General features: G+C 66.9%; 21 protein-coding genes and 1 tRNA gene. 12 read left to right on the top strand and 10 right to left on the bottom strand.

All coding sequences use genetic code 11. The features are described 5' to 3' along the window. Positions 1-69: 69 nt before the first annotated feature. Positions 70-1,110: an anthranilate phosphoribosyltransferase gene (trpD, locus tag CLI93_RS12565; protein WP_095995964.1), complete on the top strand. Its 1,041-nt coding sequence runs from the start codon at positions 70-72 to the stop codon at positions 1,108-1,110. Between the two features lie 346 nt (positions 1,111-1,456). Here the strand turns inward: trpD and CLI93_RS12560 are convergent, their stop codons facing one another. Together CLI93_RS12560 and CLI93_RS12555 are read right to left on the bottom strand one after the other, a co-directional pair. After that, positions 1,457-2,218, bottom strand: coding sequence for an alpha/beta hydrolase (locus CLI93_RS12560; protein WP_172424221.1), 762 nt, complete (start codon positions 2,216-2,218; stop codon positions 1,457-1,459). Between the two features lie 196 nt (positions 2,219-2,414). Next, a complete protein-coding gene (locus tag CLI93_RS12555) occupies positions 2,415-2,930 on the bottom strand; it encodes an Mpo1 family 2-hydroxy fatty acid dioxygenase (protein ID WP_095995963.1) in 516 nt (171 codons plus the stop codon). 13 nt (positions 2,931-2,943) lie between these two features. Between CLI93_RS12555 and CLI93_RS12550 the strand changes: the two genes are divergently transcribed. Further along, entirely contained in the window at positions 2,944-3,729 is a 786-nt protein-coding gene (locus CLI93_RS12550) for a Crp/Fnr family transcriptional regulator (RefSeq protein ID WP_238945732.1), read from the top strand. A 91-nt stretch (positions 3,730-3,820) separates the two neighbouring features. Here CLI93_RS12550 and CLI93_RS12545 read toward each other — a convergent pair. Beyond that, a tRNA-Ser gene (locus CLI93_RS12545) sits at positions 3,821-3,910 on the bottom strand. A gap of 66 nt (positions 3,911-3,976) precedes the next feature. Then, positions 3,977-4,669, bottom strand: coding sequence for a ribulose-phosphate 3-epimerase (rpe, locus tag CLI93_RS12540; protein ID WP_095541665.1), 693 nt, complete (start codon positions 4,667-4,669; stop codon positions 3,977-3,979). 94 nt (positions 4,670-4,763) lie between these two features. Between rpe and apaG the strand changes: the two genes are divergently transcribed. Beyond that, positions 4,764-5,195 carry a Co2+/Mg2+ efflux protein ApaG gene (gene apaG / locus CLI93_RS12535; RefSeq protein WP_095541666.1) on the top strand — a complete coding sequence of 144 codons (432 nt, stop codon included), beginning with the start codon at positions 4,764-4,766 and terminating at the stop codon, positions 5,193-5,195. Positions 5,196-5,221: 26 nt separating this feature from the next. Then, entirely contained in the window at positions 5,222-6,232 is a 1,011-nt protein-coding gene (gene thiL, locus CLI93_RS12530) for a thiamine-phosphate kinase (protein WP_095541843.1), read from the top strand. Positions 6,233-6,280: 48 nt separating this feature from the next. Here thiL and CLI93_RS12525 read toward each other — a convergent pair whose 3' ends face one another. Together CLI93_RS12525 and CLI93_RS12520 are read right to left on the bottom strand one after the other, a co-directional pair. Next, entirely contained in the window at positions 6,281-7,165 is an 885-nt protein-coding gene (locus CLI93_RS12525) for a lysophospholipid acyltransferase family protein (protein ID WP_172424222.1), read from the bottom strand. Positions 7,166-7,196: 31 nt separating this feature from the next. Next, positions 7,197-8,087, bottom strand: coding sequence for a lysophospholipid acyltransferase family protein (locus tag CLI93_RS12520; RefSeq protein WP_095541667.1), 891 nt, complete (start codon positions 8,085-8,087; stop codon positions 7,197-7,199). Between the two features lie 178 nt (positions 8,088-8,265). Between CLI93_RS12520 and metK the strand changes: the two genes are divergently transcribed. From metK to CLI93_RS12505, 3 genes are all read left to right on the top strand, one after another. Beyond that, entirely contained in the window at positions 8,266-9,453 is a 1,188-nt protein-coding gene (metK, locus tag CLI93_RS12515; protein ID WP_095541668.1) for a methionine adenosyltransferase, read from the top strand. Between the two features lie 603 nt (positions 9,454-10,056). Continuing rightward, a complete protein-coding gene (locus CLI93_RS12510) occupies positions 10,057-10,836 on the top strand; it encodes a DUF6683 family protein (RefSeq protein ID WP_143326335.1) in 780 nt (259 codons plus the stop codon). A gap of 124 nt (positions 10,837-10,960) precedes the next feature. After that, positions 10,961-11,380, top strand: coding sequence for a hotdog fold thioesterase (locus CLI93_RS12505; protein ID WP_095541671.1), 420 nt, complete (start codon positions 10,961-10,963; stop codon positions 11,378-11,380). 47 nt (positions 11,381-11,427) lie between these two features. Here CLI93_RS12505 and CLI93_RS12500 read toward each other — a convergent pair whose 3' ends face one another. After that, on the bottom strand, positions 11,428-11,991 hold the full coding sequence (locus tag CLI93_RS12500) for a cob(I)yrinic acid a,c-diamide adenosyltransferase (protein WP_095541672.1): 564 nt from the start codon (positions 11,989-11,991) through the stop codon (positions 11,428-11,430). A gap of 91 nt (positions 11,992-12,082) precedes the next feature. On the opposite strand from CLI93_RS12500, the gene CLI93_RS12495 reads away from it, so the two are divergent. Further along, positions 12,083-13,024, top strand: a complete 942-nt coding sequence (locus CLI93_RS12495) for a DUF808 domain-containing protein (RefSeq protein WP_095541673.1) — start codon at positions 12,083-12,085, stop codon at positions 13,022-13,024. A gap of 285 nt (positions 13,025-13,309) precedes the next feature. On the opposite strand, the gene CLI93_RS12490 is transcribed toward CLI93_RS12495, so the two are convergent. Beyond that, on the bottom strand, positions 13,310-13,807 hold the full coding sequence (locus CLI93_RS12490) for a universal stress protein (protein ID WP_095541845.1): 498 nt from the start codon (positions 13,805-13,807) through the stop codon (positions 13,310-13,312). Positions 13,808-14,167: 360 nt separating this feature from the next. Here CLI93_RS12490 and CLI93_RS12485 point away from each other — a divergent pair, with 360 nt between their 5' ends. Genes CLI93_RS12485 through CLI93_RS12475 form a run of 3 tightly spaced genes read left to right on the top strand, consistent with a single transcriptional unit; the run spans position 14,168 to position 18,907 of the window. Further along, positions 14,168-15,367, top strand: a complete 1,200-nt coding sequence (locus tag CLI93_RS12485) for an efflux RND transporter periplasmic adaptor subunit (protein ID WP_095541846.1) — start codon at positions 14,168-14,170, stop codon at positions 15,365-15,367. A gap of 14 nt (positions 15,368-15,381) precedes the next feature. Then, entirely contained in the window at positions 15,382-17,415 is a 2,034-nt protein-coding gene (locus tag CLI93_RS12480) for a MacB family efflux pump subunit (RefSeq protein ID WP_238945733.1), read from the top strand. 31 nt (positions 17,416-17,446) lie between these two features. Further along, a complete protein-coding gene (locus CLI93_RS12475) occupies positions 17,447-18,907 on the top strand; it encodes an efflux transporter outer membrane subunit (RefSeq protein ID WP_238945734.1) in 1,461 nt (486 codons plus the stop codon). Positions 18,908-19,110: 203 nt separating this feature from the next. On the opposite strand, the gene CLI93_RS12470 is transcribed toward CLI93_RS12475, so the two are convergent. Together CLI93_RS12470 and argB are read right to left on the bottom strand one after the other, a co-directional pair. Beyond that, entirely contained in the window at positions 19,111-19,368 is a 258-nt protein-coding gene (locus CLI93_RS12470; RefSeq protein ID WP_095541675.1) for a DUF2789 family protein, read from the bottom strand. 147 nt (positions 19,369-19,515) lie between these two features. Next, positions 19,516-20,406 (bottom strand): acetylglutamate kinase, encoded by an 891-nt coding sequence (gene argB, locus CLI93_RS12465; protein WP_095541676.1) that lies wholly within the window; start codon positions 20,404-20,406, stop codon positions 19,516-19,518. A 317-nt stretch (positions 20,407-20,723) separates the two neighbouring features. Here argB and CLI93_RS12460 point away from each other — a divergent pair, with 317 nt between their 5' ends. Beyond that, the gene (locus tag CLI93_RS12460; RefSeq protein WP_095541677.1) at positions 20,724-24,374 is read left to right on the top strand and encodes an indolepyruvate ferredoxin oxidoreductase family protein; all 3,651 of its coding nucleotides are present in this window, start codon (positions 20,724-20,726) and stop codon (positions 24,372-24,374) included. Positions 24,375-24,385 lie beyond the last annotated feature (11 nt).

Raw genomic sequence — 24,385 nt, 5'->3', positions numbered from 1 at the left:
CATTCGCGCCCATCGGGCCACGGCCATGGGCAGGTGTATATTTGCCGCCTTTGTCTCAGAGGCCCAGCCATGCCCATCACGCCCCAGGAAGCCCTGCAACGCACGATCGAGCACCGTGAGATCTTTCACGACGAAATGCTGCACCTGATGCGGCTGATCATGCAGGGCGAGATCTCGCCGCTGATGACGGCGGCCATCATCACCGGCCTGCGCGTGAAGAAGGAAACCATTGGCGAGATCACGGCCGCGGCCTCCGTCATGCGCGAGCTCTCGCTCAAGGTGCAGGTCAAGGACACCCGGCACCTGGTGGACATCGTGGGCACTGGCGGCGATGGGGCGCACACCTTCAACATCTCCACCTGCAGCCTGTTCGTGGCCGCCGCCGCCGGCGCCAAGATCAGCAAGCACGGCGGGCGCAGCGTCTCCAGCAAAAGCGGCAGCGCCGACGTGATGGAAGCCCTGGGCGCCAACATCCAGCTCAGCCCGGCGCAAATCGCCGCCTCGATCGAGCGCACCGGCATCGGCTTCATGTTCGCCCCCAACCACCACCCGGCCATGAAGAACGTGGCCCAGATCCGGCGGGAAATGGGCGTGCGCAGCATCTTCAACATCCTCGGGCCGCTGACCAATCCGGCTGGCGCGCCCAACATCCTGATGGGCGTGTTCCACGCCGATCTGGTGGGCATCCAGGTGCGCACGCTGCAGCGCCTGGGCGCCGAGCACGCACTGGTCGTCTACGGCAAGGACGGCCTGGACGAAATCAGCCTGGGCGCGGCCACCATGGTCGGCGAGCTCAAGGACGGTCAGGTGCGCGAATACGAAATCCACCCCGAGGACTTCGGCCTGTCCATGGCCAGCACCCGCGCCCTGCGCGCCGACACCCCCGAACAATCGCAGCGCATGCTGTGCGACGTGCTGCAAGGCCAAAGCGGCCCGACGCGCGACATCGTGCTGCTCAACACCGCCGCAGCGCTGTATGCCGCCAACGTGGCCAGCGACATCGCCCAGGGCATCGACCTGGCCCGCCAGGCCATCGACAGCGGCAACGCCCAGCGCAAGCTGCAGGAATTCGTGCGCACCACCCAGGAGTTGGCACAGACTGCGGCCTGAGCGCCCCCGTCGGGGCAAGCCTGGGCAGGCCGCCTGTCACCATCACCAAGCTGCTAAGGTCAAGAAGCATCGCTTTTTGCTGAGGTCTCGAGGGTTTGATCCTCCCCAACCACACAGGCAGTTTTCGACCCCAAGCCGGGGTACGTCAGGGGGGCCGAGAAACTAGGGATCGTGGAGATTTAGTATTGCGGCGCTTTTCGGTCAAAGCCCCGCAGCTACAGCGTTGAAAACGCTTGCAAGGTGTTCAACCTTGAGCGCGTTTGCGCCTGACATCTGCGGCTTTTGCCTCGAAAAACCGCTTCGCAAACCAAATCTCAACAACCCCTACAACTAAGGACGAGACAGTCTACAAGTGGTCTTTCTGCAAGAACTCGCTCATGGCCGCACGGCTGATGCTGGCCTCCGGGATCGGCAGGATGGGCCAGACGTGCATTAGGCCAGAGCCGATATGGACCTCGGTCTCCACGGCTGCCTCACGGGCCCTTTCCGCCAAAATCAAGGCGTCGTGACCGGCGATGTCGTCTGACGCCACGAAGACCTGCATAGTGGGAAAGCCGCGCAGATCCGCATAGACGGGGCTTACCATGGGGTGATCGAGCGGCAACTCGCCCGCGTAGAGACGCCCGGCCTCTCTTGCCCCTGCGGGCCCCAGCATCAGATCGCGCTTATCGGTCTCGATGATCGCGGGATTGCTCAGGGTTACATCGACGAACGGGCTGATCAGAACCATGCGCCGTGGTAGTTCGAGCGCTGAGTTTCGCAGGTCTTGGCACAAGGCGAGGCAGAGCCCTGCGCCCGCAGAATCGCCGATGAAGGCGTCAAAGCGTTCATGGCGCTGCACTGCAAGGTCATGGGCGCTGCGGACGGCCCGCACCGTCGCCTGGCAGGTGCTCTCCGGCGCCAGGGGATATAGGGGGACGACGATGGTGGCCTGTTGGGCCTGGAGCAACCACGTCAGGAACTCCCAGTGGTACTTGGTGATGGGGCGGATGTAGCCGCCGCCATGGATGTAGAGGATGGTCTGTGCGCTCACGCCATCGCGCGGTACCAGGGTATAGACCTCGCTGCCGGCGATGATCTCCGTTCGCAGCTCGGCGTGGCGCAGCAAGGATGAGCCTGGCCTAGCTGGCCCCTCTTGCCGGGCCTGCCGAATCCCCTCCTCCATGCCCGCCACGCTGGCCCATATCTTTTTCCTACGCATGAGTCGGAGCAAGATCTTTAAGGCCTGGGCGCGCAGGCTGAGTCTTTTCGGTGCAGTGTGCGTGTTGCGCGCTGTCATTGGAATGATGAGAGGTCAGGCGTGCCTATCGCACGCCATGATGGCGCACCGGCCCGGATCGTGTTTCAACCTCTCGCTGCAGGCCCTGCAGGAGTCCCGCCGCGAACAGAGCCTCGACCACCACGAACAGCGGTCCGATGATCAGACCTATGAGGTCATCGACAAAGGCAGGTTTGCGGCCCTCCCAGAAATGGCCGACGAACTGGAATATCCAGCCCACGACGAAGCCGCCGATGCCCAGGGCCAGCCAGGTCGCTGTGGACAATTGCGCCGCCCACGCACCGAGCCAGACGCACAGGGCGAGCAGCGCCGTCATCACGAGCCCCAGACCAAGACTGAGCCTGAGGTAGTACGCCGACGCGGCGATCGCCGCGAACACTGCGGGCGATGCCACCAGGCCGGACGCTGTGAAGGCCGGTCGCGACAGCAGCACCGTGATGGCCAGCACGATCATCGGAATGCCGATGAAGTGCGTGGCGATATTGCGGGGGTCGCGATGGTAAGCCGCATAATTCGCCAGTTGGTCTTCCAGGGTTTTCATAGGAACTCCAGTGATGAGGCGTGTATTTTTTGCGTTGGCGCAAAATGCCGTCTGTCGGGCGGGCGACATAAGCGACGCCTCCTTGCAGAAAGGGCTGCAATTCATGTCTTGCCGCGATACTTGGCAGCGGGTGGCCGCATCAGGCGCTTGGTTCGCTGGGCTCCCTGCGACGTTCGCCGACGCGCTGCTGTCCAGGGCAGAGCCTGTGTCCATCTCGGCAGGACAGCGCCTGTTCGCGCGCGGCGAGGTTCCGGACGGCCTTTATTGCGTGTTGAGCGGGGTGGTTCGCGTGACCGCTACTTCGGTGTCAGGTCAGGAGGCACTTTTGGCGATGCTGCAGCCGCCTCAGTGGTTTGGCGAGATTGCGGTATTCGACGGCGCACCACGCACCCACGATGCTTGGGCGCAGGAGGATTGCGAACTCCTGCGCGTGCCGCAGGCCGCCTTGCTGGCAGAGCTCGCCGAACGACCACAACACTGGCGGGAAATGGGGCAGCTCCTGACGCAAAAGCTGCGCATCACGTTCGCAGCAGTCGAAGAATTGTCGCTCTTGCGTCCTACCCAGCGCGTGGCAGGTCGCTTGTTGCTGATGGCGGACGGCTATGGCACTTGGACGGATCGGAGCAAACGCGTGCTGGAGGTCTCACAGGAGCAGCTTGGGCTGATGCTGGCGTTGTCTCGGCAGACGGTGAACCAGTCGCTGCGCGAGCTGCAATTGCGCGGATGCATCAAGCGTCGCCGGGCCTCGATTGAAGTGATCGACGTGCATTTGCTTCGTGCCACTCGCGATGGAATTTGAGTCTGGCTGAAAAAAATGCGCGCCACCAAAAGAAAAACACCGCCAGAACGGCGTCTGGCGGCGTCTAGCGATCACAGGCGATCGCGTGTCCTGGCGGAGAGGGAGGGATTCGAACCCTCGGTAGGCTTGCACCTACGCCTGATTTCGAGTCAGGTACATTCGACCACTCTGCCACCTCTCCTGGAACTGGTTGCATGCGGTGCAAGCGGGCGATTCTAGCAGAGGAATTCTGCGGCGGCGGCGGCTTTCAGGCCAGGGCCTGGCGCATGCGTGCGATCACGTCCGCATAGCTGGGGGCGTTGAAGATGGCGCTGCCGGCCACGAAGGTGTCGGCGCCGGCATCGGCGATGCGGCGGATGTTCTCGGGCTTGACGCCGCCGTCGATCTCCAGACGGATGTCTTTGCCGCAGGCGTCGATGCGCTTGCGCGCCTGTTCGAGCTTGCGCAGGGCCGAGTCGATGAAGCTCTGGCCGCCAAAGCCGGGGTTGACGCTCATGATGAGGATCAGGTCCAGATCGTCGATGACCCAGTCGAGCACGTCCAGCGGCGTGGCCGGGTTGAACACCAGCCCGGCTTTGCAGCCCTTGGCGCGGATGGCCTGGATGCTGCGGTGCACGTGCTCGCTGGCCTCGGGGTGGAAGCTGATGTAGTCGGCGCCGGCGGCGGCGAACTCGGCGGCCAGCGCATCGACCGGGGCGACCATCAAGTGCACGTCGATGGGCACGGGCGTGCCGTCGGCCTGCTTGGCGTGCGGGCGCAGCGCCTGGCAGATCATTGGGCCGAAGGTGAGGTTGGGCACGTAGTGGTTGTCCATTACGTCGAAGTGGATCCAGTCGGCGCCAGCGGCGATGACGTTGCGCACTTCCTCGCCCAGGCGGGCAAAGTCGGCCGAGAGGATGGAGGGGGCAATGCGGTGGGTGGGGCTGGCGGTGCAATTCATGTGCCGATTGTCGCAAAGATTGCGACTGCGCTCTGGCCAGGGCCATTGGCGCAGGGGGGTGCGTTTTGGCGCCAAGGCGCTACCATCGCGGCCCATGCAGGAAAACTTTTTTGACGTTCAGGTGCGCTGCGAGTATTTGCCGCGCGAGTCCGATCCGGCGCAGGCCGTTTACCGCTTCGCCTACACGATTCGGATTCACAACCATGGCGAGCGCGCTGGGCAGTTGATTGCCCGTCATTGGTGGATTCGCAATGGGCATGGCCACGTTGAGCAGGTGCGCGGCCTGGGCGTGGTCGGGGGCCAACCGTTTCTGGAGCCGGGCCAGTCTTTCGAGTACACCAGCATGTGTCAGCTGGCAACGCCCAAGGGCAGCATGCGCGGCCACTATCTGTGCGTGGACGAGCAAGGCCAGGTGTTCGAGTGCCCGATTGCCGAGTTCGTGCTCGATGCCGGCTCGCCAGCTGGCGCGGTGGCCAAGGATTTGGTGATCATGGCACCGGCGGGCCAGTCGCGCTTGCTGCATTGACGCGGGCCGTGCAGGCGGGGGCGGCCATGGGCGAATTCGACCTGATTGCGCGCTATTTCCGGCAGCCGGCGCAGGCCCTGCATACGCCGGCTGTGCTGGCCGGCATTGGCGATGATTGCGCATTGTTGCAGCCGGCGGAGGGGGCGCAGCTGCTGGTGTCCAGCGATACGTTGGTGGCTGGGCGGCATTTTTTTGCCGACACCGATGCCAGGCGGCTGGGGCACAAGGCCCTGGCCGTGAACCTGAGCGACCTGGCCGCCTGTGCGGCCACGCCGTTGGGCTTTACGCTGGCGCTGACCTTGCCGGCTGTGGACGAGGCCTGGCTGCAGGCATTTGCGCAGGGCCTGCTGGCCTTGGCGCAGCAGTGCGATTGCCCGCTGGTGGGTGGCGATACCACGCGCGGGCCACTGTCCATCACCATCACCGCCTTTGGCCAGGTGCCACCAGGGCAGGCCTTGCTGCGCAGCGGCGCGCGCGCTGGGCACGATGTGTATGTCAGCGGCGCGATTGGCGAGGCGCGCGCCGCCCTGCAACTGTTGCAGGGCCATTGGCAGTGTGGCAATGCGGCGCTGCGGGCACATTTGCTGCAGCGGCTGGAGGCCCCCAGCCCGCGGCTGGAGCTGGCGCGGCATTTGCGTGGCGTGGCCAGCAGCGCGATGGACTTGAGCGACGGCCTGCACGGCGATGTGCAGCACCTGTTGGCGGCTTCGGGGGTTGGCGCCTGCATCCGTGGCGCAAGCCTGCTGGAGACGGCGCCCAGGCTGTGGGCCGCGCCGGAGCTGGCCGACTGGTCTGAGGCACAAAGGATTGCGTTCGCGCTGGCCGGCGGCGATGACTATGAGCTGTTGTTCACTGCCCATCCGGGTTTTCGCTCTTACCTGAGCGAGCTGGGGCAGGAGCTGGGCATGGGCGTGCAGCGCATCGGTGAGATCACGCCGCGCCCTGAAGCGGGGCCGGCGCTGCAGGTGCTTGACGGCCAAGGCCATCCCCTGGCTTTGGCGGCGGCGTCGTTCGACCATTTCGCGGGCAACCCTTGAGGCCAGGTTCTGTTGCAGGGCCTGCATGGCTTGCCGCGCTCCCATTCTTCAGTAGATCGGCGGCTCGCCCGGCGGTCTGGACTTGAAGCGCTTGTGCACCCAGAAGTACTGCGAAGGCATGGTGCATATCCAGGCCTCGACCTCGCGGTTCATGCGCACGGTGTCGGCCACGGCGTCATCGGTCGGGAAGTCTTGCCAATGCGGCAGCATCTCGATCTCATAGCCGCCGGGGGTGACGCGCGCCAGCAGCGGTACGACGCGCGATTGCCCAATGCGGGCAAAGCGCGACAGTGAGGCCACGGTGGCCGCAGGCACGCCGAAAAAGGGCACAAAAATGGATTCGCGCGGGCCGAAATTCATGTCCGGCAGCAGAAACAGCGCGCCGCCCTGGCGCAGGGTTTGCACGATGGGGCGCAACCCTTGCGCGCGGTTGAGCAGCAACACCTGGCCAAAGCGGGCGCGGCGCTGCTTGATCCAGGCATCGAGCACGGGATTGGGTTGCTTGGTGTAGATGCTGGCGGCCAGCCGGGTGCTGCCCAGTGCGACGGCCACGCCCGCCGCATCCAGCCCATAAAAGTGCGGCGCCAGCAAAATCAGCGGGCGCGGGTCGTCCAGCTCGTGCACGGCGCCCACGAGCCGGATGCGCTGGCGCAGCCGCTCTGGCGGGGCCAGCCACAGCCAGCTGCGATCCAGCCAGGTCTGGCAGAAGTACACAAAGCATTCCTTGGCCCACTGGCGCCGGGTGGCCTCGCTCTGCTCGGGAAAGCACAGCCGCAGATTGATCAGCGTCACCCGGCGGCGCGGCCTGGCCAGCCAGTACAGCACGCGGCCCAGGCCATGGCCCATGGCGCGCAGCACCGGCAGGGGCAGGCGCGAGAGCGCGTGCATCAAGGCGATGACGGCATGGCCGCTCAAGGCATGGAGCCAGCGCATCAGCACAGCCCCTGGCGAGATGGGCAGGCACTCATGCTTGCAGATCCTCCAGCGATTGGGGCTGCACGGCATCGGCGGGCATGCCGCGTGGGGCCTTGTAGCGGGCATAGCCCCACATGTATTGATCGGGGCAGGCGCGGATCTGTGCCTCGACGGCACGGTTGATCTGCTGCACCAGCGCGGCCTGGCTGGCGCTGGCGTCCAAATCCAGCTGCTCCAGGTACAGGCGGTAGCCTGCGCCCCAAGGCAGGCGCTCGCAGCGCGCGATGACGACAATGGGCCGCGTTTGCTGGATCAGGCGTGCGGCCATAGTCATGGTGTAGGCTGGCTTGCCGAATACATCGGCCCACTCGCCCATGCCCCAGGGCGGCACCTGATCGGGCAGCAGGCCGACGGCGCCGCCCTGGCGCAGGCAGCGCAGCAGCGCGCGCACGCCACTCATGTCTGTGGGCACGGCCTGCTGGCCGTGGCGGTTGCGCACGGTTTGCAACATGCGGGCCAGAAAGGCCTTGCGCGCCGGGCGGTACAACACCGTCAGCGGCCCGCGCGCCGTGCCCCAGCGCTGCGCCCAGTATTGCGCCACGGTCTGTGAGGACAGCTCGAAACAGCCCATGTGTGGGGTGATGAACAGCACGCCTTGCGGCATGGGCCAGATCTCGTCGAGCAGGCGCTGGGCCTGTTCGTCGAGGGCCACGGGCACAGGTGGGCCGTGCCAGACCTTGGGCAGCTCGGCCACCATGCGCCCGGCATGGCCGACTGCGGCGCGCACCTGGGCGAAGCGGTAGCCGGCCTGCGCGGCGTTGTCGATGAAACGCCGCCGATACGTCGGCGAGGCCAGAAAAACCAGCCAGCCCAGCAGCCAGCCCAGGGCCTGCAAAAGGCGGGCGGGCAGCCAGGAGAGCGTGCGCAGGAGAAAGAACATGAAAGACGGGGCTACAATCGCCTGCTTGGATCCCCTTGCGGGATCGGTCGCTGAGTTAAAGAGCAACTTGCAGGGCGACTGAAAACAATGCTGCTAAAGCGTTCGCCCGGGCTCCTTTCTTGAGGGTGGTTTCAGGCAAACGCCTACCCAAGCCACTGCCAAGCAAAGGAGTTTTTTTATGGCCAACGAATTTTTGTTTACTTCGGAATCGGTCTCTGAAGGCCATCCCGATAAGGTCGCCGACCAGATTTCGGACGCTATTTTAGATGCGCTGCTCGCTCAGGACCCCATGAGCCGCGTGGCCGCCGAGACGCTGACCAACACCGGCCTGGTCGTGCTGGCCGGTGAAATCACCTCCGGCGCCAGCGTCGATTACATCCAGATCGCGCGCGACACCATCAAGCGCATCGGCTACGACAACACCGAGTACGGCATCGACTACAAAGGCTGCGCCGTGCTGGTGGCCTACGACAAGCAAAGCCAGGAAATCGCCCAGGGCGTGGACAAGGCCAGCGACGACGAGCTCAACATCGGCGCGGGCGACCAGGGCCTGATGTTTGGCTACGCCTGCGACGAAACGCCCGAGCTGATGCCCGCGCCCATCTACTACGCGCACCGCCTGGTCGAGCGCCAAAGCCAGCTGCGCCGCGATGGCCGCCTGCCCTTTTTGCGCCCCGACGCCAAAAGCCAGGTGACCATGCGCTATGTGGACGGCAAGCCCCACAGCATCGACACCGTGGTGCTCTCCACCCAGCACAGCCCCGACCAGAGCGAGACGGCCACCAAGCTCAAGGACAGCTTCATCGAGGCCGTGATCGAGGAAATCATCAAGCCCGTGCTGCCCAAGGAATGGCTCAAGGACACGAAATACCTGGTCAACCCCACGGGCCGCTTCGTCATCGGCGGGCCGCAGGGCGATTGCGGGCTGACGGGCCGCAAGATCATCGTCGACACCTACGGCGGCGCCTGCCCGCACGGCGGCGGCGCTTTCAGCGGCAAGGACCCCACCAAGGTGGACCGCTCCGCCGCCTACGCCGCGCGCTACGTGGCCAAGAACATCGTCGCCGCCGGGCTGGCGCGCCAGGCGCAAATCCAAGTCTCCTACGCCATTGGCGTGGCCAAGCCCATCAACGTCACGGTCTACACCGAAGGCACGGGCGTGATCCCGGACGAGCAAATCGCCCAGCTCGTGCAAGAGCACTTCGACCTGCGCCCGCGCGGCATCATCGAAATGCTCGACCTGCGCCGCCCCATCTACGAAAAAACCGCCGCCTACGGCCACTTCGGCCGCGACGAGCCGGAGTTCACCTGGGAGGCCACCGACAAGGCCCAAGCCCTGCGCGCCGCCGCTGGCTTGAAAGACTGACCGGACACACGGAACAAAGGCCTCTGAGCCCGACAACAGGAGCACGGCGTCCATGCGCGCCGTGCTCTTTTTTTGTGGCCATGGCAGCGGGCGCTCAAGCGTTCAAGTGAAAGCAAATGTTGCGCGCCTGCTGGTCAGTCATTGGCGCAGTGCGGATGCCAGGGCGTTGTGGGCCAGGGGCGTGTTGAGATGGGGCGTTGCGGCGGAGTTTTCGGTCGAAACCTTCGCAACTGCTGCGTTGCAAATGCGCGCAAGGCGCCGCCTTGAGCGTTTTTTCGCCTTGCATCTGCGGCTTTTGCCTCGGAAAAACCGCTTCGCAAACCAAACCTCAGCAACCCCTGGCATGGCAGAGCCCCCTTGTTGCGTCGCGGCTGCGCCTGTGTGTATGCCAGGGGCAGCCCATGAGCCGCTCATGGGGGGTAGGGCGCGGCCGGGTGGCCTTGGCTGCGTTGCATTTGGAAGCATGGCCCGCGCTGGCAGCATGGGAGGCCATCCCTATACTGCGCAGGCCCCGGTTTACGGGGGCCGGGGGCGCCATGGCATGGCTGCAGCAGCCTCGGGAAAACCATTGCAACGCCATGCCGCACCAAGGGAGATTGATTGATGCCGATCCAATGCACGATGTGGGGGCGCCTGGCCGTTCAGGCGCGCTCTTTCTGGGCCAACAAACGCCGCGCCCTGGGCGCTTTGGCGCTGGCTGTAGGGCTGGCCCAGCCCGCCGCCAGCTGGAGTTTTGCGGGCGTCTTCGACGCCGCTGCTCAGGACGCCTTGCGCGCCGTGGGCGGCGCGCTCTCGTCGTCTACGCCCCCGCCGGCTTCGGACAAATCGGCGGCATCGGCCAGCAACGCTGGCTACACCTACACGCCGGCATTGAGTGCGCAGGTGCGCGATGAGGTCATCGGCCATTTGGTGAACGTGGGCAAGAGCCGTGGCGCACTGGATGCGCAGGGCGAGCAGGCGTTGCGCGATGCTTTTGGCAAGATCGACCTGGTGGCTTTGTTGGAGCCCGAGCTGAAAAAGCAGGGCTACGCCATGCACGACCTGGGCACTGCGCTGACCACCTGGCTGATGGTGCACTACGGCATCGTGCAGGGCGCCAACACCACGGATGCGCAAAACGCCGCCGTGCACCGGCAAATCCAGCAGCGCATGGCAAGCGTGGCCGACATCCAGAGCATGAACGATGCGCAAAAACAGCGTGTGGCCGAGGCGCTGTACTGGTTTGCCACCCTGGCCCAGCACGGCTATGAGCAGGCCAAGCAGGGCGCGCAGGGCTACTCCGTCCAGGCCGTGACCGACGATGCGCGCCAGGCGCTGAAAAGCTTTGGCTTCGATGCCGAGCAGATGAAGCTGAGCGATCAGGGCTTCGTCACGCAGCAATGAGGCCAGTGCCCTGAAAGCGCACGGGGGGCGGTCAGGCGGTCAGGCGGGCGGCGGCTGCGCGCGGCGCAAGGCGCATCACAGGCCCTAGAATCGCCCCGTTTTCTGCCTGCCCTGACCCTGTGCCATGTCAATCTGGAAAAAGCCTGTCTCCGTCGAGTTGCTCAATCAATCCGCTGCCAACACCGCCGTGTCCCATCTGGGCATCGAGGTGCTGGCGTTGGGCGATGACTTCATCCAGGCGCGTATGCCCGTGGACGAGCGCACCAAGCAGCCCTTTGGCCTGCTGCATGGCGGCTGCAGCGTGGTGCTGGCCGAAACACTGGGCTCGCAGGCGGCCTACTACGCTTCGCCCGAAGGCTGCAACGTGGTAGGGCTGGAGATCAATGCCAACCACCTGCGCGCTGTCACCTCGGGCTGGGTGATGGGCACGGCGCGGCCCATCCACATTGGCCGCAGCACCCACGTCTGGCACATCGAGATTGTCGATGAGGCGGGCAGGATGGCCTGCATCTCACGCCTGACCATGGCGATCCTGAATCGCTGAGCTTGGCATCGCAGCGCCTGGCGCTGCGATTTCGTGCAGACCTTGCTTCAGGATTGCTGCTGCAGGCGCTGGCTTTGCCAATACACCTCGCCCGCGCCATGGTTGTGGTTGAGGTGGCGAGCCAGCACGAACAGCAGATCGGACAGCCGGTTCAGATAGCGCCGCGGCCCGGGGTTGAGCGTCTCGCCACCTGCTTCTAGCGCCACCACGGCGCGTTCGGCGCGGCGCGCCACGGTGCGGCATACATGGGCCTGGGCGGCAGCGCGGCTGCCTGCTGGCAGGATGAATTCCTTCAGGCGCGGCAGCTGGGCGTTGTACTGCGGCAAGGCCGCATCCAGCGCGGCCAGCGCCTCGTCCTGCAGCAGCTGGTAGCCCGGCATGGACAGCTCACCGCCCAGATTGAACAGCTGGTGCTGCACGGCCTGCAGCAGCTGGCGCACGTCGTCGGGCAAGTCCTCGCACAGCAGCAGGCCGATGTGGGAGTTGAGCTCGTCCACCTCGCCAATGGCATGGATGCGCGCGCTGGCCTTGGACAGGCGCGTGTTGTCGCCCAGGCCGGTGCTGCCGTCGTCGCCGGTGCGGGTGGTGATGGTGCTCAATCGGTTGCCCATGCGCTCTCTCCAAGTCAAACCGCTACCATAGCGGGTTTTTCACGCTGCCCCGGCAGGGGCTGGCGACGATTTTCAATGAAAGGGTGTGTTCATGGCGTTTGCGGGATTGTTGGCCTTGCTCGACGACATCGCTACGGTGCTGGACGACGTGGCTGTGATGACCAAGGTGGCGGCGCGCAAGGGCGCAGCCATGGCCGATGATGTGGCCGTGCTGACCAAGGTGGCGGCGCAGAAGTCCGCTGGGGTGCTTGGCGATGATCTGGCCTTGAATGCACAGCAGGTCACGGGCGTGGCCTCCGAGCGCGAGTTGCCAGTGGTCTGGGCCGTGGCCAAGGGCTCGCTGATCAACAAGCTGATCCTGGTGCCGGCGGCGCTGCTCATCAGCGCCTTTTTGCCGCAGTTGATTACGCCGCTGCTGATGCTGGGCGGCGCTTTTCTGTGTTTCGAGGGTGCGGAGAAAATCCTGCACCGCTGGCTGCACCGCGACGCCGATGCGCATGACCATGGCCAGGCTGAGCCGACGTTGGACGAAGCAGCCAAGATCAAGGGCGCAATCCGCACGGATTTCATTCTCTCGGCCGAGATCGTTGCCATCGTGCTGGGCGTGGTTGAAGGCCGGGCCTTTGCCGAGCAGGCCATGGTGTTGTCGGTGCTGGCGCTGGCCATGACGGTGCTGGTCTATGGGCTGGTGGCGGGCATCGTCAAGCTCGATGACCTGGGGCTGTGGCTGGCCAGCCAGCGTCAGGCTTGGCGCCAGGGCCTGGGCAAGGCCATTCTCTGGGCTGCTCCTTGGCTGATGAAAACCCTGTCCGTCGTCGGCATGGCGGCGATGTTCCTGGTCGGTGGCGGCATCCTCGTGCATGGCCTGGAATCTGTGCACCACGCCATCGAGCATTTGGCGCAGCAGTGGACGGGCAACCCCGAAAGCCTGTGGGTCAACACCCTGGGCAATGGCCTGGTGGGCTTGGTGGCCGGCTTGCTGATCGTGGCCGTGGTGATGGGCGTCAAGCGCCTGTTGGGCCGCGGGCACTGAGCGCCTGTTCAAAGCCCGGCGGCTGCGCCTGGGGCTTGCGCCTGATCATGGATAGCCCGAAGTCATCCCCATCGGCCGGGGATAAGGCTGTGGACAAGGTGTCGGCGGTTTTGGGATGGCGCTATGACGGGGGCTGGGTTGCCTGGAATTTGGGCAGCGCGTCCAGACCTTGAAAGGGATGGCCTTGAAAGCCCGCTCAACGCCCCGGCGCGGTTGCCGGGTTGAGCAGAGCGTGTGGTTGTGCACTTTGCGCGCTCGCGGGGGGCGAAAAGTGCATAACACGCTCTAACAAGGCGGCATGGGCACTGGCGCAGCCTCGCTGGCTGGGGCGGCGGCCTCATCGGCGGCTTTTCGCACCACCATCACCGGTACTTGCACCGAGCCGAGCACGCGGTCGGTGGTGCTGCCCAGCAGGAACTTCTCCAGCCCGGAGCGCCCGTGCGAGGCCATGATGATCAGCGAGATGCCGCGCTCCTTCACAACATCAGAAATCGTGTTTTGCACGATCGAGCCTTCCAGCGACAGGGTTTGCACGGCCAGGCCTTCGGCCTCGAGCTCGGCGCGCGCCTGCTGCAAGGCCTGCTGGCCTTGCTCGCTGGATTCGGCCACGTACTGCGCCTGGCCATAGGCCAGATCCGTGCCGATGCCAGTGAACGGGTAAGGGTCCACCACGTACAGCACCAGCACCGTGCTGCCAAAGGCCTTGGCGATGGCCTTGGCGTGGGCTATGGCGCACAGCGATGTGTCCGTGCCGTCGATGGGCACCATGATGTGGTGGTACAGGGACATGGCGGTGGTCTCCAGAAATCGTTGATGGAAAAGGCTGCACTGGCCTTGATCTTCGGGCGCGCGCGCCAACTCGGCGCGCCTGCGCCATGGTAATGGCGCGCGGCATGGTGCGGCGCTTTGACCGAGGGCGGTATTGGGGTTAGGGCCTATCTGGAAAATCCCCGCGCCGCCTCGGACTGCCCGCGCCGGCCAGGCGCTTTACCTGCGGTTTACCCGGCGCTCAAATGCCGTGCGCCGTGGGCGCGCCACAATGGCGCCGCTGTGCAGGTTGGCAGCAAAAACTCGAACAACTTCCAAGAACACAGCGGCGGCCGCGCCTGCATGGCTGCCGCTGCCACGATTGAAACCACGACCATGCAAAAAAAGAACAGGCGTTGGTGGCTGTGGCTGCTGATATTGCTGCTGCTGGCGGGGCTTGGCTATGTCGTGCGCCAGCAGCGGCTGGCGGCCAGTGCCACCCCGGAGTACGTCACCGCGCCGGTGGCGCGCGGCAGCATCGAGCAGACGGTGCTGGCCTCGGGCAAGCTCGAAGCCTTGCAGCAGGTAAACGTGGGCGCGCAGGTCTCGGGCCAGGTCAAGCACCTGGCGGTGCAGCTGGGGCAGAACGTCAAGGCCGGTGAGTTGATTGCCGAGATCGACTCGCTGACGCAGCAAAACGCCTTGCGCAATGCCGAGGCGGCCCTGACCACGGCGCGCGCCGACCTGGCCGCGCAGCGCGCCACGCTGGCGCAGACCAAGTCCACCTATGAGCGCCAGCGCCGCCTGCGTGCGGCCGATGCCAATTCGCACGCCGACCTGGAGGCCGCCGAGCTGGCCTACAAGGTGGCGCAGGCCAACATCGAATCGCAAAAGGCGCGCGTGGCCCAGGCCGAGATCAGCGCCGACACCGCACGCCTGAACCTGGGCTACACCCGCATCGTCGCGCCCATGGACGGCCAGGTTGTGGCCATCGTCACCAAGGAGGGCCAGACCGTCAACGCCAACCAGTCGGCGCCGACCATCGTCGTGCTTGCGCAGCTGGACACCATGACCATCAAGGCCGAGATTTCCGAGGCCGACGTCACGCGCGTGCAGCCTGGTCAGCAGGTGTACTTCACCATCCTGGGCGAGCCTGACCGCCGCTATGAGGCCACGCTGCGCACCGTCGAGCCCGCGCCCGAGTCGATCAGCAGCGCCAGCGCCGCTGCCAGCGCCAGCAATGCGAGCACGACGGCGGCCATCTACTACAACGGCCTGTTCGACGTGCCCAACCCTGAGCATCGCCTGCGCATTGCCATGACGGCGCAGGTTTACATCGTGCAGGCGGCAGTGCAGGACGTGCTGACCGTGCCGGCTGCGGCGCTGGGCGCGCGCGCGGCCGATGGCAGCCACACGGTGCGCGTGGTCGGCGCCGATGGCAAGAGCAGCCCGCGTCGCGTGCAGGTCGGTCTGAACAACCAGATCACGGCCGAGATTACCGCCGGTCTGCAAGAGGGCGAGCGCGTGGTGGTGGCCGATGCTTCCGGGCCCTCGGCGGCCATGCGCCCCAGCGGCCCGCGCGGCATGCGCCTGTGAGGAGGGCTGGCCCGGTGCACGTTGCCAACCCGCGCCCCCAGGCCGCGCCCAGCGCTGGCGCGCCCTTGCTGCAACTGCGCCAGCTGCGGCGCGAATTCCCCGCCGGGGAGGGCACGATCGCCGTGCTCAAAGACATCGACCTGGACATCCGCGCCGGGGAGATGGTGGCCATTGTTGGCCAGTCCGGCTCGGGCAAGTCCACGCTGATGAACATCCTGGGCTGTCTGGACCAGCCCACGCGCGGCGTGTACCGCATCAACGGACGCGAGACATCGCAGCTCGATGCCGATGCGCTGGCGCAGCTGCGGCGCGAATACTTCGGCTTCATCTTTCAGCGTTACCACCTGCTGGGCGATTTGAACGCGCTGGACAACGTGCAGGTGCCGGCCATTTATGCCGGCGCCCCAGCGGCGCAGCGCCAGGCGCGTGCGCGCCAGCTGCTCGAGCGCCTGGGCCTGGGCGAGCGCACGGCGCATCCGCCGGGCAAGCTCTCGGGCGGGCAGCAGCAGCGCGTGTCCATTGCGCGGGCGCTGATGAACGGCGGCCAGGTGATTCTGGCCGACGAGCCCACCGGCGCGCTGGACTCGGCCTCGGGCGAGGAGGTCATGCGCATCCTGGCGCAGCTGCACGATGAGGGCCACACCATCATCATCGTCACGCACGACATGCAGGTGGCGCGCCATGCGCAGCGCATCATCGAAATCCACGACGGGCAAATCGTCAGCGACCGGCCCAATGCGCCGCAACGCAGCGGCGCGGCGGGGCAGGGCGCGGGCGCAGCTGAAGCGGCCAGCCCCGCCGCCTCTGTCACGGCCCGTGCTGCAGCGCGCTCGGCGCCGCTGGCCGCGCTGGGCCGCCTGGGCGAAGCCCTGCACATGGCGCTGCGGGCCATGAACGCGCACCGGCTGCGCACCTTTCTGACCATGCTGGGCATCATCATCGGCATTGCCTCGGTGGTCTCGGTGGTGGCGCTGGGCGAGGGCTCGCGGCGCGCCGTGCTGCAGAACATTGCCTCCATCGGCACCAACACCATCGACATCCGCCCCGGCAGTGGCTTTGGCGATCGCCAGGCCAGCCGCATTCGCACGCTGGTGGCTGCCGATGCCGATGCGCTGGCGCAGCAAGGCTATGTGGACAGCGTCACGCCCAGCGTGAACAGCGCAGCCACCGTGCGTCACGGCAACGTCGAATCCAGCGGCCAGGTGCGCGGCGTGGGCGAGCAGTTCTTCCAGGTGCGTGGCCTGCGGCTGGCCGCCGGGCGCTGGTTTGGGCGCGAGGCCGTGCAGGCGCGCACGCAGGAGGCGGTGATCGACGACAACGCGCGCAAGACTTTTTTTGCCGATGGCCGCGACCCCATCGGCCAAGTGCTGCTGCTGGGCCGCGTGCCCGTGCGCATTGTGGGCGTGCTGCAGCCGCAGGCGGCGGGCTTCAACCCGGACTCGGGCAGCGTCACCGTCTACGTGCCCTACACCACGGTCATGGGGCGCATCTCGGGGCAAAGCCACGTCAACACCATCACCGTGCGCGTGCGCGACGATGCCTCCTCGCAGGCTGCAGAGGCCGGCATCACGCAGCTGCTCACGCAGCGCCACGGCCGTCAGGATTTCTTCCTGATGAACTCCGACACCATCCGCCAGACCATCGAGAGCACCACCCGCACCATGACCTTGCTGGTGGCCTCGATCGCCGTGATCTCACTGCTGGTGGGCGGCATCGGCGTGATGAACATCATGCTGGTCTCGGTCACCGAGCGCACCAGCGAGATCGGCGTGCGCATGGCCGTAGGCGCGCGCCAGAGCGACATCCAGCAGCAATTCCTGATCGAGGCCGTGCTGGTGTGCGTGCTCGGCGGCCTGCTGGGCATTGGCTGCGCCCTGGCGTTTGGCGAGCTGTTCGCGCGCTTCAGCCGCGACTTCCAGCTGGTCTTCTCGGTGCAGGCCATGGTCTGGGCCTTTGCCTGCTCATCGTTGATCGGCATCGTGTTCGGCTTTCTGCCGGCGCGCAGCGCGGCGCGCCTCAATCCCATCGACGCGCTGTCGCGCAACTAGGGGTTGTTCACGCTATACAAGGAGCCGCAACGTGAATCGCAAGAACATGCGTGTGATGAACTTCCCCTTGGCTTTCTCCCCCCGCCGCGGCGCTGTGCTGGGCGCGGCCTGCGCCCTGGCGCTGACGCTGACAGGCTGCGCCAGCCTGCAAACGGCCTACACCCCGCCGCCGCTGGCCGTGCCTGCCGATTGGAGCGGCCAGCGCGCAGCTGCGCCGGCCGATGCAGTGGCCGAGCCGGCCCAGGCCGCCCAGTGGTGGACGGCGCTGGGCGATGCCCAGCTCAACCAGTTGATCGCCCAGGCCCTGCAGCACAGCCCCGACATGGCGCTGGCGGCCTGGAACATCCGCCAAGCCCAGTTGGCCCTGGGGCTGGCGCAGGACAAGGCCCGCCCCAGCCTGGGCGCCAGCGCCTCGCTCGGCGCCAGCCGCGACTTCGGCGCCGCGCGCAGCGCCCAAAGCCACAGCCTGGGCCTGAACCTGAGCTATGAGCTGGACTGGTGGGGCAAGCTGGCCAGCCAGCGCGATGCGGCGCAGTGGCGCCACAGCGCCACGCAGCAGGATCGGCACAGCACGGCCTTGGTGCTGGTGGCCAGCGTGGCCACGCTGTACTGGCAGCTGGCGCACCAGAACGAGCAGATTGCCAGCGGCGCGCGCAGCCTGGACTACGCGCGGCGCACCCAGGCGCTGGTGCAGGCGCAGTATGAGGCTGGCGGCGTCTCCGGCCTGGAGCGCCAGCAGGCCGCGCGCAGCGTGGCCGCGCAGCAGGCCGCACTGGCGGCCTTGCAGCAGGCGCGCGCCAGTACGCGCCATGCGCTGGCCGTGCTGCTGGGCCAGCCGCCCACGGGCGATGCCCTGGCTGCGCTGCTGCCCGATGGCGAGCCCCAGGCCCTGCCTGCAGGCGAGCTGCCCGAGCTGCCGCTGCAGCTGCCGGCCCAGGTGCTGGCGCGTCGCCCTGACGTGCAGGCCGCCGAGGCCCGGCTGCGCGCCACGCTGGCCGATGGCGATGCGCTGCGCGCCAGCTACTACCCCAGTATCAGCCTGACGGCTGGCCTGGGCAGCAGCGCCCAGTCGCTGGGGCAGTGGCTGTCCAACCCGGTGGGCACGCTGGGCGCCAGCCTGGCGCTACCGTTTTTGCGCCAGCGCGAAATGCGCCTGAACAGCGAGGTGGCGCGCGCCAACTATGAAGCTGCGGCCGTGGGTTTTCAAAAGACTTTGCTGCAGGCCTTGCAAGAGGTGGAGGACGCGCTGGCTGCGCGCCAGCAGTTGCAGCAGCAGCGCCATTGGCTGCAGCAGCAGCGCGATGCGGCGCTGCAGGTTGAATCGCTCAGCGAGGCGCGCTACCGCAACGGCGCGGTGGCGCTGCAAGCCTGGCTGGACGCGCAAGAGGCGCGCCGCAGCGCCGAGCTGGCCCTCTCGGCCAACCGCCAGGCCCAGCTCAATAACTTGCTGACGCTGTACAAGGCTCTGGGCGGCGCACCGTCTGAGCCCTGAGAGCCTGTTCAAAATCTCGGCGCGAGTGGGCAAGAAGCGGTTTGGGGTGGGCTGCAAGGCGCAAAACGCAGCCATAGCTGGGGCTATGGCGAGGCTTTGCGGGCGCAGCAGAGCGCCCAAATCCGCTCTCTTGACCGCCGTGCAAAGATTTTGAACAGGCTCTGATGGGCGCGCGGCCAGCTGCGGGGCAGCTGGCATGCGCCTCAGTCGCGCAGCGCGGCGCTCAGTTGGTCGATCAGGATCGACCAGGGCGGCTCGTCGAGCTGCTTTTGCTCGCGCAGAAACTGCGCTTGGGCAGTGCTCCAGAACGGCGCATCGGCCAGCAGCACCTCATCGGGCAGAGGGTGGTGCTCGGAGATGAAGTCGGCGATTTGCACGGCCGAGCTGGGCAGGCCGAGCTGCTCGAACAAATCGCTGAAGCTGGCGCAGCGCTCAATGAATTCGGGGCTGTGGATGGGCATCAAAGGCTCCTTGTACTGTGGTGTGGGGTCAGGCTGTGTGCGGCCGCCGACGCTCCAGCGTTCGGCGTTCGGCGTTCGGCGTTCGGCGTTCGGCGTTCGGCGTTCGGCGTTCGGCGTTCGGCGTTCGCTGGGCGCGCTCCATCCGTCTCAATGGGCGCGGATCATGGTGCCGTAGGGCGTGTCGGTGAGGATCTCCAGCAGCATGGCGTGCGGCACGCGGCCATCGACGATGTGCACGGAGTTCACGCCGCTCTTGGCGGCATCGAGCGCGCCGGCGATCTTGGGCAGCATGCCGCCGGAGATGGTGCCGTCGGCAAACAGCGCGTCGATCTCGCGCGCCGAGAGATTGGTCAGCAGCTTGCCTTGCTGGTCGAGCACGCCCGGGGTGTTGGTCAGCAGCATCAGCTTCTCTGCCTTGAGCACCTCGGCCAGCTTGCTGGCCACCAGGTCGGCGTTGATGTTGTAGCTCTCGTTCTGGTCGCCGTAGCCGATGGGGCTGATGACGGGGATGAAGGCATCGTCCTGCAGCGCCTTGACCACGCTGGGGTCGATGCTGAGGATCTCGCCGACCTGGCCCACGTCGTGCAGGATGCTCGGATCCTTGTGGTCGGCCATGCGCAGCTTCTGTGCGCGGATGAAGGCGCCGTCGCGCCCGGTCAGGCCCACGGCCTTGCCGCCGGCCTGGTTGATGAGGCCGACGATGTCTTGCTGCACCTCGCCGGCCAGCACCCATTCGACAACTTCCATGGTTTCGGCGTCGGTCACGCGCATACCCTGGATGAACTGGCCGGTCTTGCCCAGGCGCTTGAGGGCCGACTCGATCTGCGGGCCGCCGCCGTGCACCACCACGGGGTTGATGCCCACCAGCTTGAGCAGCACCACGTCCTCGGCAAAGGCCGCTTGCAGCTGCGGCTCGGTCATGGCGTTGCCGCCGTATTTGATGACCATGGTCTTGCCGTGGAACTTGCGGATGTAGGGCAGGGCCTGCGCGAGGATGCGGGCCTTGTCGTGCGGGGCGATGGCGGTGGCGTCGGTCATGGTGGCAAGGGGAGGGAAGTGAACACAAAGGCAGCGCAGCCTCGCCGCAGAAGAGTTCGGCAGCGGGCTGCGCAGGAAAGAGTCTGGACGAATCCAGCGGCAAAGCAGGCGCTGCGATCCGTGCAGACCGTGCCCGCATTGTGCCCCAAGGGATAGTCGCGCAGCGTGCGGTGGGGTCATGGCCCGTACACTGTGCGCTTGCGATCACGGACAACAAAGGCCTGTCATCAAAATCGCCGCAAATAGCGCCCGATCCTGGGGATGAGGGCGGCGCGAGGGTTGTGATGACAGGCCCAATACCAACAGGAGATACCACGATGAACGCCCCCATTTCACCGGCGCTGCAGGCTGCGCTGCGCCAAGTTTCCATCGACGACAAATACACGCTGGAGAGCGGCACGGCCTTCATGAGCGGTGTGCAGGCGCTGGTGCGCCTGCCGATGTTGCAGCGCGCGCGCGATGCTGCCGCCGGGCTGAATACGGCCGGCTTCATCAGCGGCTACCGTGGCAGCCCGCTGGGCGGTTACGACCAGGCGTTGCAGGGCGCGCGCGCGCACCTGGCGCGCCAGCACATCGTGTTCCAGCCTGGCGTCAACGAGGAATTGGCCGCCACTGCCGTCTGGGGCACGCAGCAGCTGGACTTGCAGCCCGAGCACAAGAAGTACGACGGCGTGTTCGGCATCTGGTACGGCAAGGGCCCTGGCGTGGACCGTTGCTCGGACGTGTTCAAGCACGCCAACATGGCCGGCACGGCGCGCCATGGCGGCGTGCTGGCGCTGGCGGGCGACGACCACGTGGCCAAAAGCTCCACCGCCGCGCACCAGAGCGATCACATCTTCAAGGCCTGCGGCCTGCCGGTGTTCTTCCCCAGCAGCGTGCAGGACATCCTGGACATGGGCTTGCATGCGCTGGCGCTGAGCCGCTATGCCGGCGTGTGGTCGGGCATGAAGACCATTCAGGAGGTGGTCGAGTCCTCGGCCTCGGTCTGCATCGACGCGCAGCGCGTGCAGATTGCGTTGCCGGGCGATTTCGAGATGCCGCCCGGCGGCGTGCACATCCGCTGGCCCGATGCGCCGCTGGCGCAGGAAGAGCGGCTCATGAACACCAAGTGGTATGCGGCGCTGGCTTACATCCGCGCCAATCGCCTGAACCACAACGTCATCGCCGGCCCGCAGGACCGCTTTGGCCTGATCGCCAGCGGCAAGGCCTACAACGACACGCGCCAGGCGCTGCAGGACCTGGGCCTGGACGAGGCCGCCTGCCAGCGCCTGGGCATCCGCGTGCACAAGGTGGGCGTGGTCTGGCCGCTGGAGCCGCAGGCCACGCAGGATTTTGCGCGCGGCCTGCAAGAGGTGCTGGTGGTCGAGGAAAAGCGCCAGCTCATCGAATACCAGCTCAAGGAGCAGCTCTACCACTGGAGCGCGGCGCAGCGCCCGCGCGTGCTGGGCAAGTTCGATGCCGGCGAGGACGCCAGCGCCGAGCTGGGCGGCGAATGGGCCCAGCCCAACCCGGCGCGCAGCACGCTGCTGCGCGCCCATGCCGACCTGAACCCGGCGCTGGTGGCGCGCGCCATTGCGCGGCGCCTGCTGGCGCTGGGCGTGCCCGAGGACTGGCGCGCGCACCTGCAGCAGCGCCTGGCCGCGCTGGATGCGCGCGAGCAGGCGCTGGCGGCGCTGGAGGTCAAGACCGGCGAGCGCATCCCCTGGTTTTGCAGCGGCTGCCCGCACAACACCAGCACCCGCGTGCCCGAGGGCTCGCGCGCGCTGGCCGGCATCGGCTGCCACTACATGGCCAACTGGATGCCCGACCGGCGCACGGCCACCTTCACGCAAATGGGCGGCGAGGGCGTGACCTGGGTGGGCCAGCAGCCCTTCACCAATGAGGCGCACGTCTTTGCCAACCTGGGCGATGGCACCTACTTTCACAGCGGGCTGCTGGCCATCCGCCAGAGCATCGCCGCCGGGGTGAACATCACCTACAAAATCCTCTACAACGACGCCGTGGCCATGACCGGCGGCCAGCAGGTGGGCGAGCGCCCCGAGGGCCATTCGGTGCTGCAGATCATGGCCAGCGTCATCGCCGAGGGCGCGGCCCAGGTGGTCATCGTCACCGACGAGCCGGCCAAGTACCAAGGCGCGCCGCTGGCGCCGGGCGTGCAGCTGCACCACCGCGACGAGCTCGATGCCGTGCAGCGCGCGCTGCGCGAGGTCAAGGGCACGACGGTGCTGATCTACGACCAGACCTGCGCCACCGAAAAACGCCGCCGCCGCAAGCGCGGCAAGCTGGCCGAGCCGCCGCAGCGCGTGTTCATCAATGAGCTGGTCTGCGAGGGCTGTGGCGATTGCTCGCTGCAGTCGAACTGCCTCTCGGTCGAGCCGCTGGCCACGCCGCTGGGGCGCAAGCGCCGCATCAACCAAAGCACCTGCAACAAGGATTTCTCCTGCCTCAAGGGCTTTTGCCCCAGCATGGTCACGGTGCATGGCGGCCAGCTCAAGCGCGCAACGGGCGCTGCCGCCAATGCCGCCGGCGCGGCCCGGCCAGCCCTGCCTGCGCCTGAGGAGCTGCCGCCGCTGCCCGAGCCCGCGCTGCCCCAGATCGAGAGCGCCTGGGGCATCGTCGTGGCCGGCGTGGGCGGCACCGGCGTCATCACCATCGGCCAGCTGCTGGGCATGGCCGCGCACCTGGAAGGCAAGGGCGTCATCACCCAGGATGCCGGCGGGCTGGCGCAAAAAGGCGGCTCGACCTGGAGCCACATCCAGATCGCCGCGCGGCCCGAGGCGCTGTTCAGCACCAAGGTCGATGCCGCCAAGGCCGATCTGGTCATCGGCTGCGACGCCATCGTGGCCACCAGCGCCGCCACCCTGGCCACCATGCAGGAAGGCCGCACCTACGTGGCGCTGAACGTGCACGGCACGCCCACCGCGCTGTTCGTGCACGACCCGAACTGGCGCTTTCCCGCCGCCTCGGCCGAAGCGGCGCTGCAGCGCGCCGTGGGCCCGCAGGGGCTGGGCGCGCTCGATGCCCAGGCCCTGGCCACGCGCCTGCTGGGCGACAGCATCTTCACCAACCCGCTGCTGCTGGGCTTTGCCTGGCAGCAAGGGCGCATCCCGCTGTCGCGCGCGGCGCTGCTGCGCGCCATCGAGCTCAACGGCGTGCAGGTGCAGAAAAACCAGCAGGCCTTCGAGTGGGGCCGCCGCGCTGCAGCCGATCCAGCGGCCATGCAGGCCCTTGCCGCGCCCCCGGCGCAAGTCATCGAGTTGGTGCGCCAGCCCAGGCCCGGCCCCGAAGATCTGGCCAGCCTGGTGGCGCTGCGCGTGCAGCACCTCACCGCCTACCAGAACGCCGCCTATGCGCAGCGCTACGCGGCGCAAGTGCAGCACATGCAGGACGTCGAGGCCGCCACCGGCCAGACGGCGCTGGCCGAGGCCGTGGCGCGCAACCTGTTCAAGCTCATGGCCTACAAGGACGAATACGAGGTGGCGCGGCTGTACACCGACGGCCAGTTCCGCGCCCAGCTGCAGGCCCAGTTCGAAGGCGACTACCGCCTGCAATACCACCTGGCGCCGCCGCTGCTGGCGCGCAAGAACGCCCAGGGCCAGCCCATCAAGACCCAGTTCGGCCCCTGGATGCACTGGGGCCTGGCGCTGCTGGCGCGCGGCAAGGCGCTGCGCGGCACGGTTTGGGACGTCTTCGGCAAGACTGAGGAGCGCCGCATGGAGCGCGCGCTGATCGAGGAGTACCGCGCCATGCTCGAGCGCTTGCGCCAGGGCCTGCAAGGGCTGCCTGCCGATGCGCCGCGCTGGGCGCTGGCGTGCCAGATCGCCAGCGTGCCCGAGGAGATTCGCGGTTTCGGCCACGTCAAGCACGCCGCCGTGCAAAAGGCGCGCCAGCGCTGGCAGCAGCTCTGGCACGAGTGGGACGCACAGGCCCAGGGCGCAGCGGCAGAGCCAGAGCGCCTGCGCGCATGAGCCGATGAGCC

The sequence above is a fragment of the Vandammella animalimorsus genome (assembly GCF_002288875.1).
GTDB lineage: Bacteria > Pseudomonadota > Gammaproteobacteria > Burkholderiales > Burkholderiaceae_C > Lampropedia > Lampropedia animalimorsus.
Note: the sequence above shows the minus strand (reverse complement) of the source record. Positions and strands in the feature narration are given on the sequence as shown.

Bases quoted from the DNA above. Each gene is read 5' to 3' on its own strand.
- trpD (WP_095995964.1), top strand. From the start codon at position 70: ATGCCCATCACGCCCCAGGAAGCCCTGCAACGCACGATCGAGCACCGT.
- CLI93_RS12555 (WP_095995963.1), bottom strand. From the start codon at position 2,930: ATGAAAACCCTGGAAGACCAACTGGCGAATTATGCGGCTTACCATCGC.
- CLI93_RS12550 (WP_238945732.1), top strand. From the start codon at position 2,944: ATGAGGCGTGTATTTTTTGCGTTGGCGCAAAATGCCGTCTGTCGGGCG.
- rpe (WP_095541665.1), bottom strand. From the start codon at position 4,669: ATGAATTGCACCGCCAGCCCCACCCACCGCATTGCCCCCTCCATCCTC.
- apaG (WP_095541666.1), top strand. From the start codon at position 4,764: ATGCAGGAAAACTTTTTTGACGTTCAGGTGCGCTGCGAGTATTTGCCG.
- thiL (WP_095541843.1), top strand. From the start codon at position 5,222: ATGGGCGAATTCGACCTGATTGCGCGCTATTTCCGGCAGCCGGCGCAG.
- CLI93_RS12525 (WP_172424222.1), bottom strand. From the start codon at position 7,165: ATGCGCTGGCTCCATGCCTTGAGCGGCCATGCCGTCATCGCCTTGATG.
- CLI93_RS12520 (WP_095541667.1), bottom strand. From the start codon at position 8,087: ATGTTCTTTCTCCTGCGCACGCTCTCCTGGCTGCCCGCCCGCCTTTTG.
- metK (WP_095541668.1), top strand. From the start codon at position 8,266: ATGGCCAACGAATTTTTGTTTACTTCGGAATCGGTCTCTGAAGGCCAT.
- CLI93_RS12510 (WP_143326335.1), top strand. From the start codon at position 10,057: ATGCCGATCCAATGCACGATGTGGGGGCGCCTGGCCGTTCAGGCGCGC.
- CLI93_RS12505 (WP_095541671.1), top strand. From the start codon at position 10,961: ATGTCAATCTGGAAAAAGCCTGTCTCCGTCGAGTTGCTCAATCAATCC.
- CLI93_RS12500 (WP_095541672.1), bottom strand. From the start codon at position 11,991: ATGGGCAACCGATTGAGCACCATCACCACCCGCACCGGCGACGACGGC.
- CLI93_RS12495 (WP_095541673.1), top strand. From the start codon at position 12,083: ATGGCGTTTGCGGGATTGTTGGCCTTGCTCGACGACATCGCTACGGTG.
- CLI93_RS12485 (WP_095541846.1), top strand. From the start codon at position 14,168: ATGCAAAAAAAGAACAGGCGTTGGTGGCTGTGGCTGCTGATATTGCTG.
- CLI93_RS12470 (WP_095541675.1), bottom strand. From the start codon at position 19,368: ATGCCCATCCACAGCCCCGAATTCATTGAGCGCTGCGCCAGCTTCAGC.
- argB (WP_095541676.1), bottom strand. From the start codon at position 20,406: ATGACCGACGCCACCGCCATCGCCCCGCACGACAAGGCCCGCATCCTC.
- CLI93_RS12460 (WP_095541677.1), top strand. From the start codon at position 20,724: ATGAACGCCCCCATTTCACCGGCGCTGCAGGCTGCGCTGCGCCAAGTT.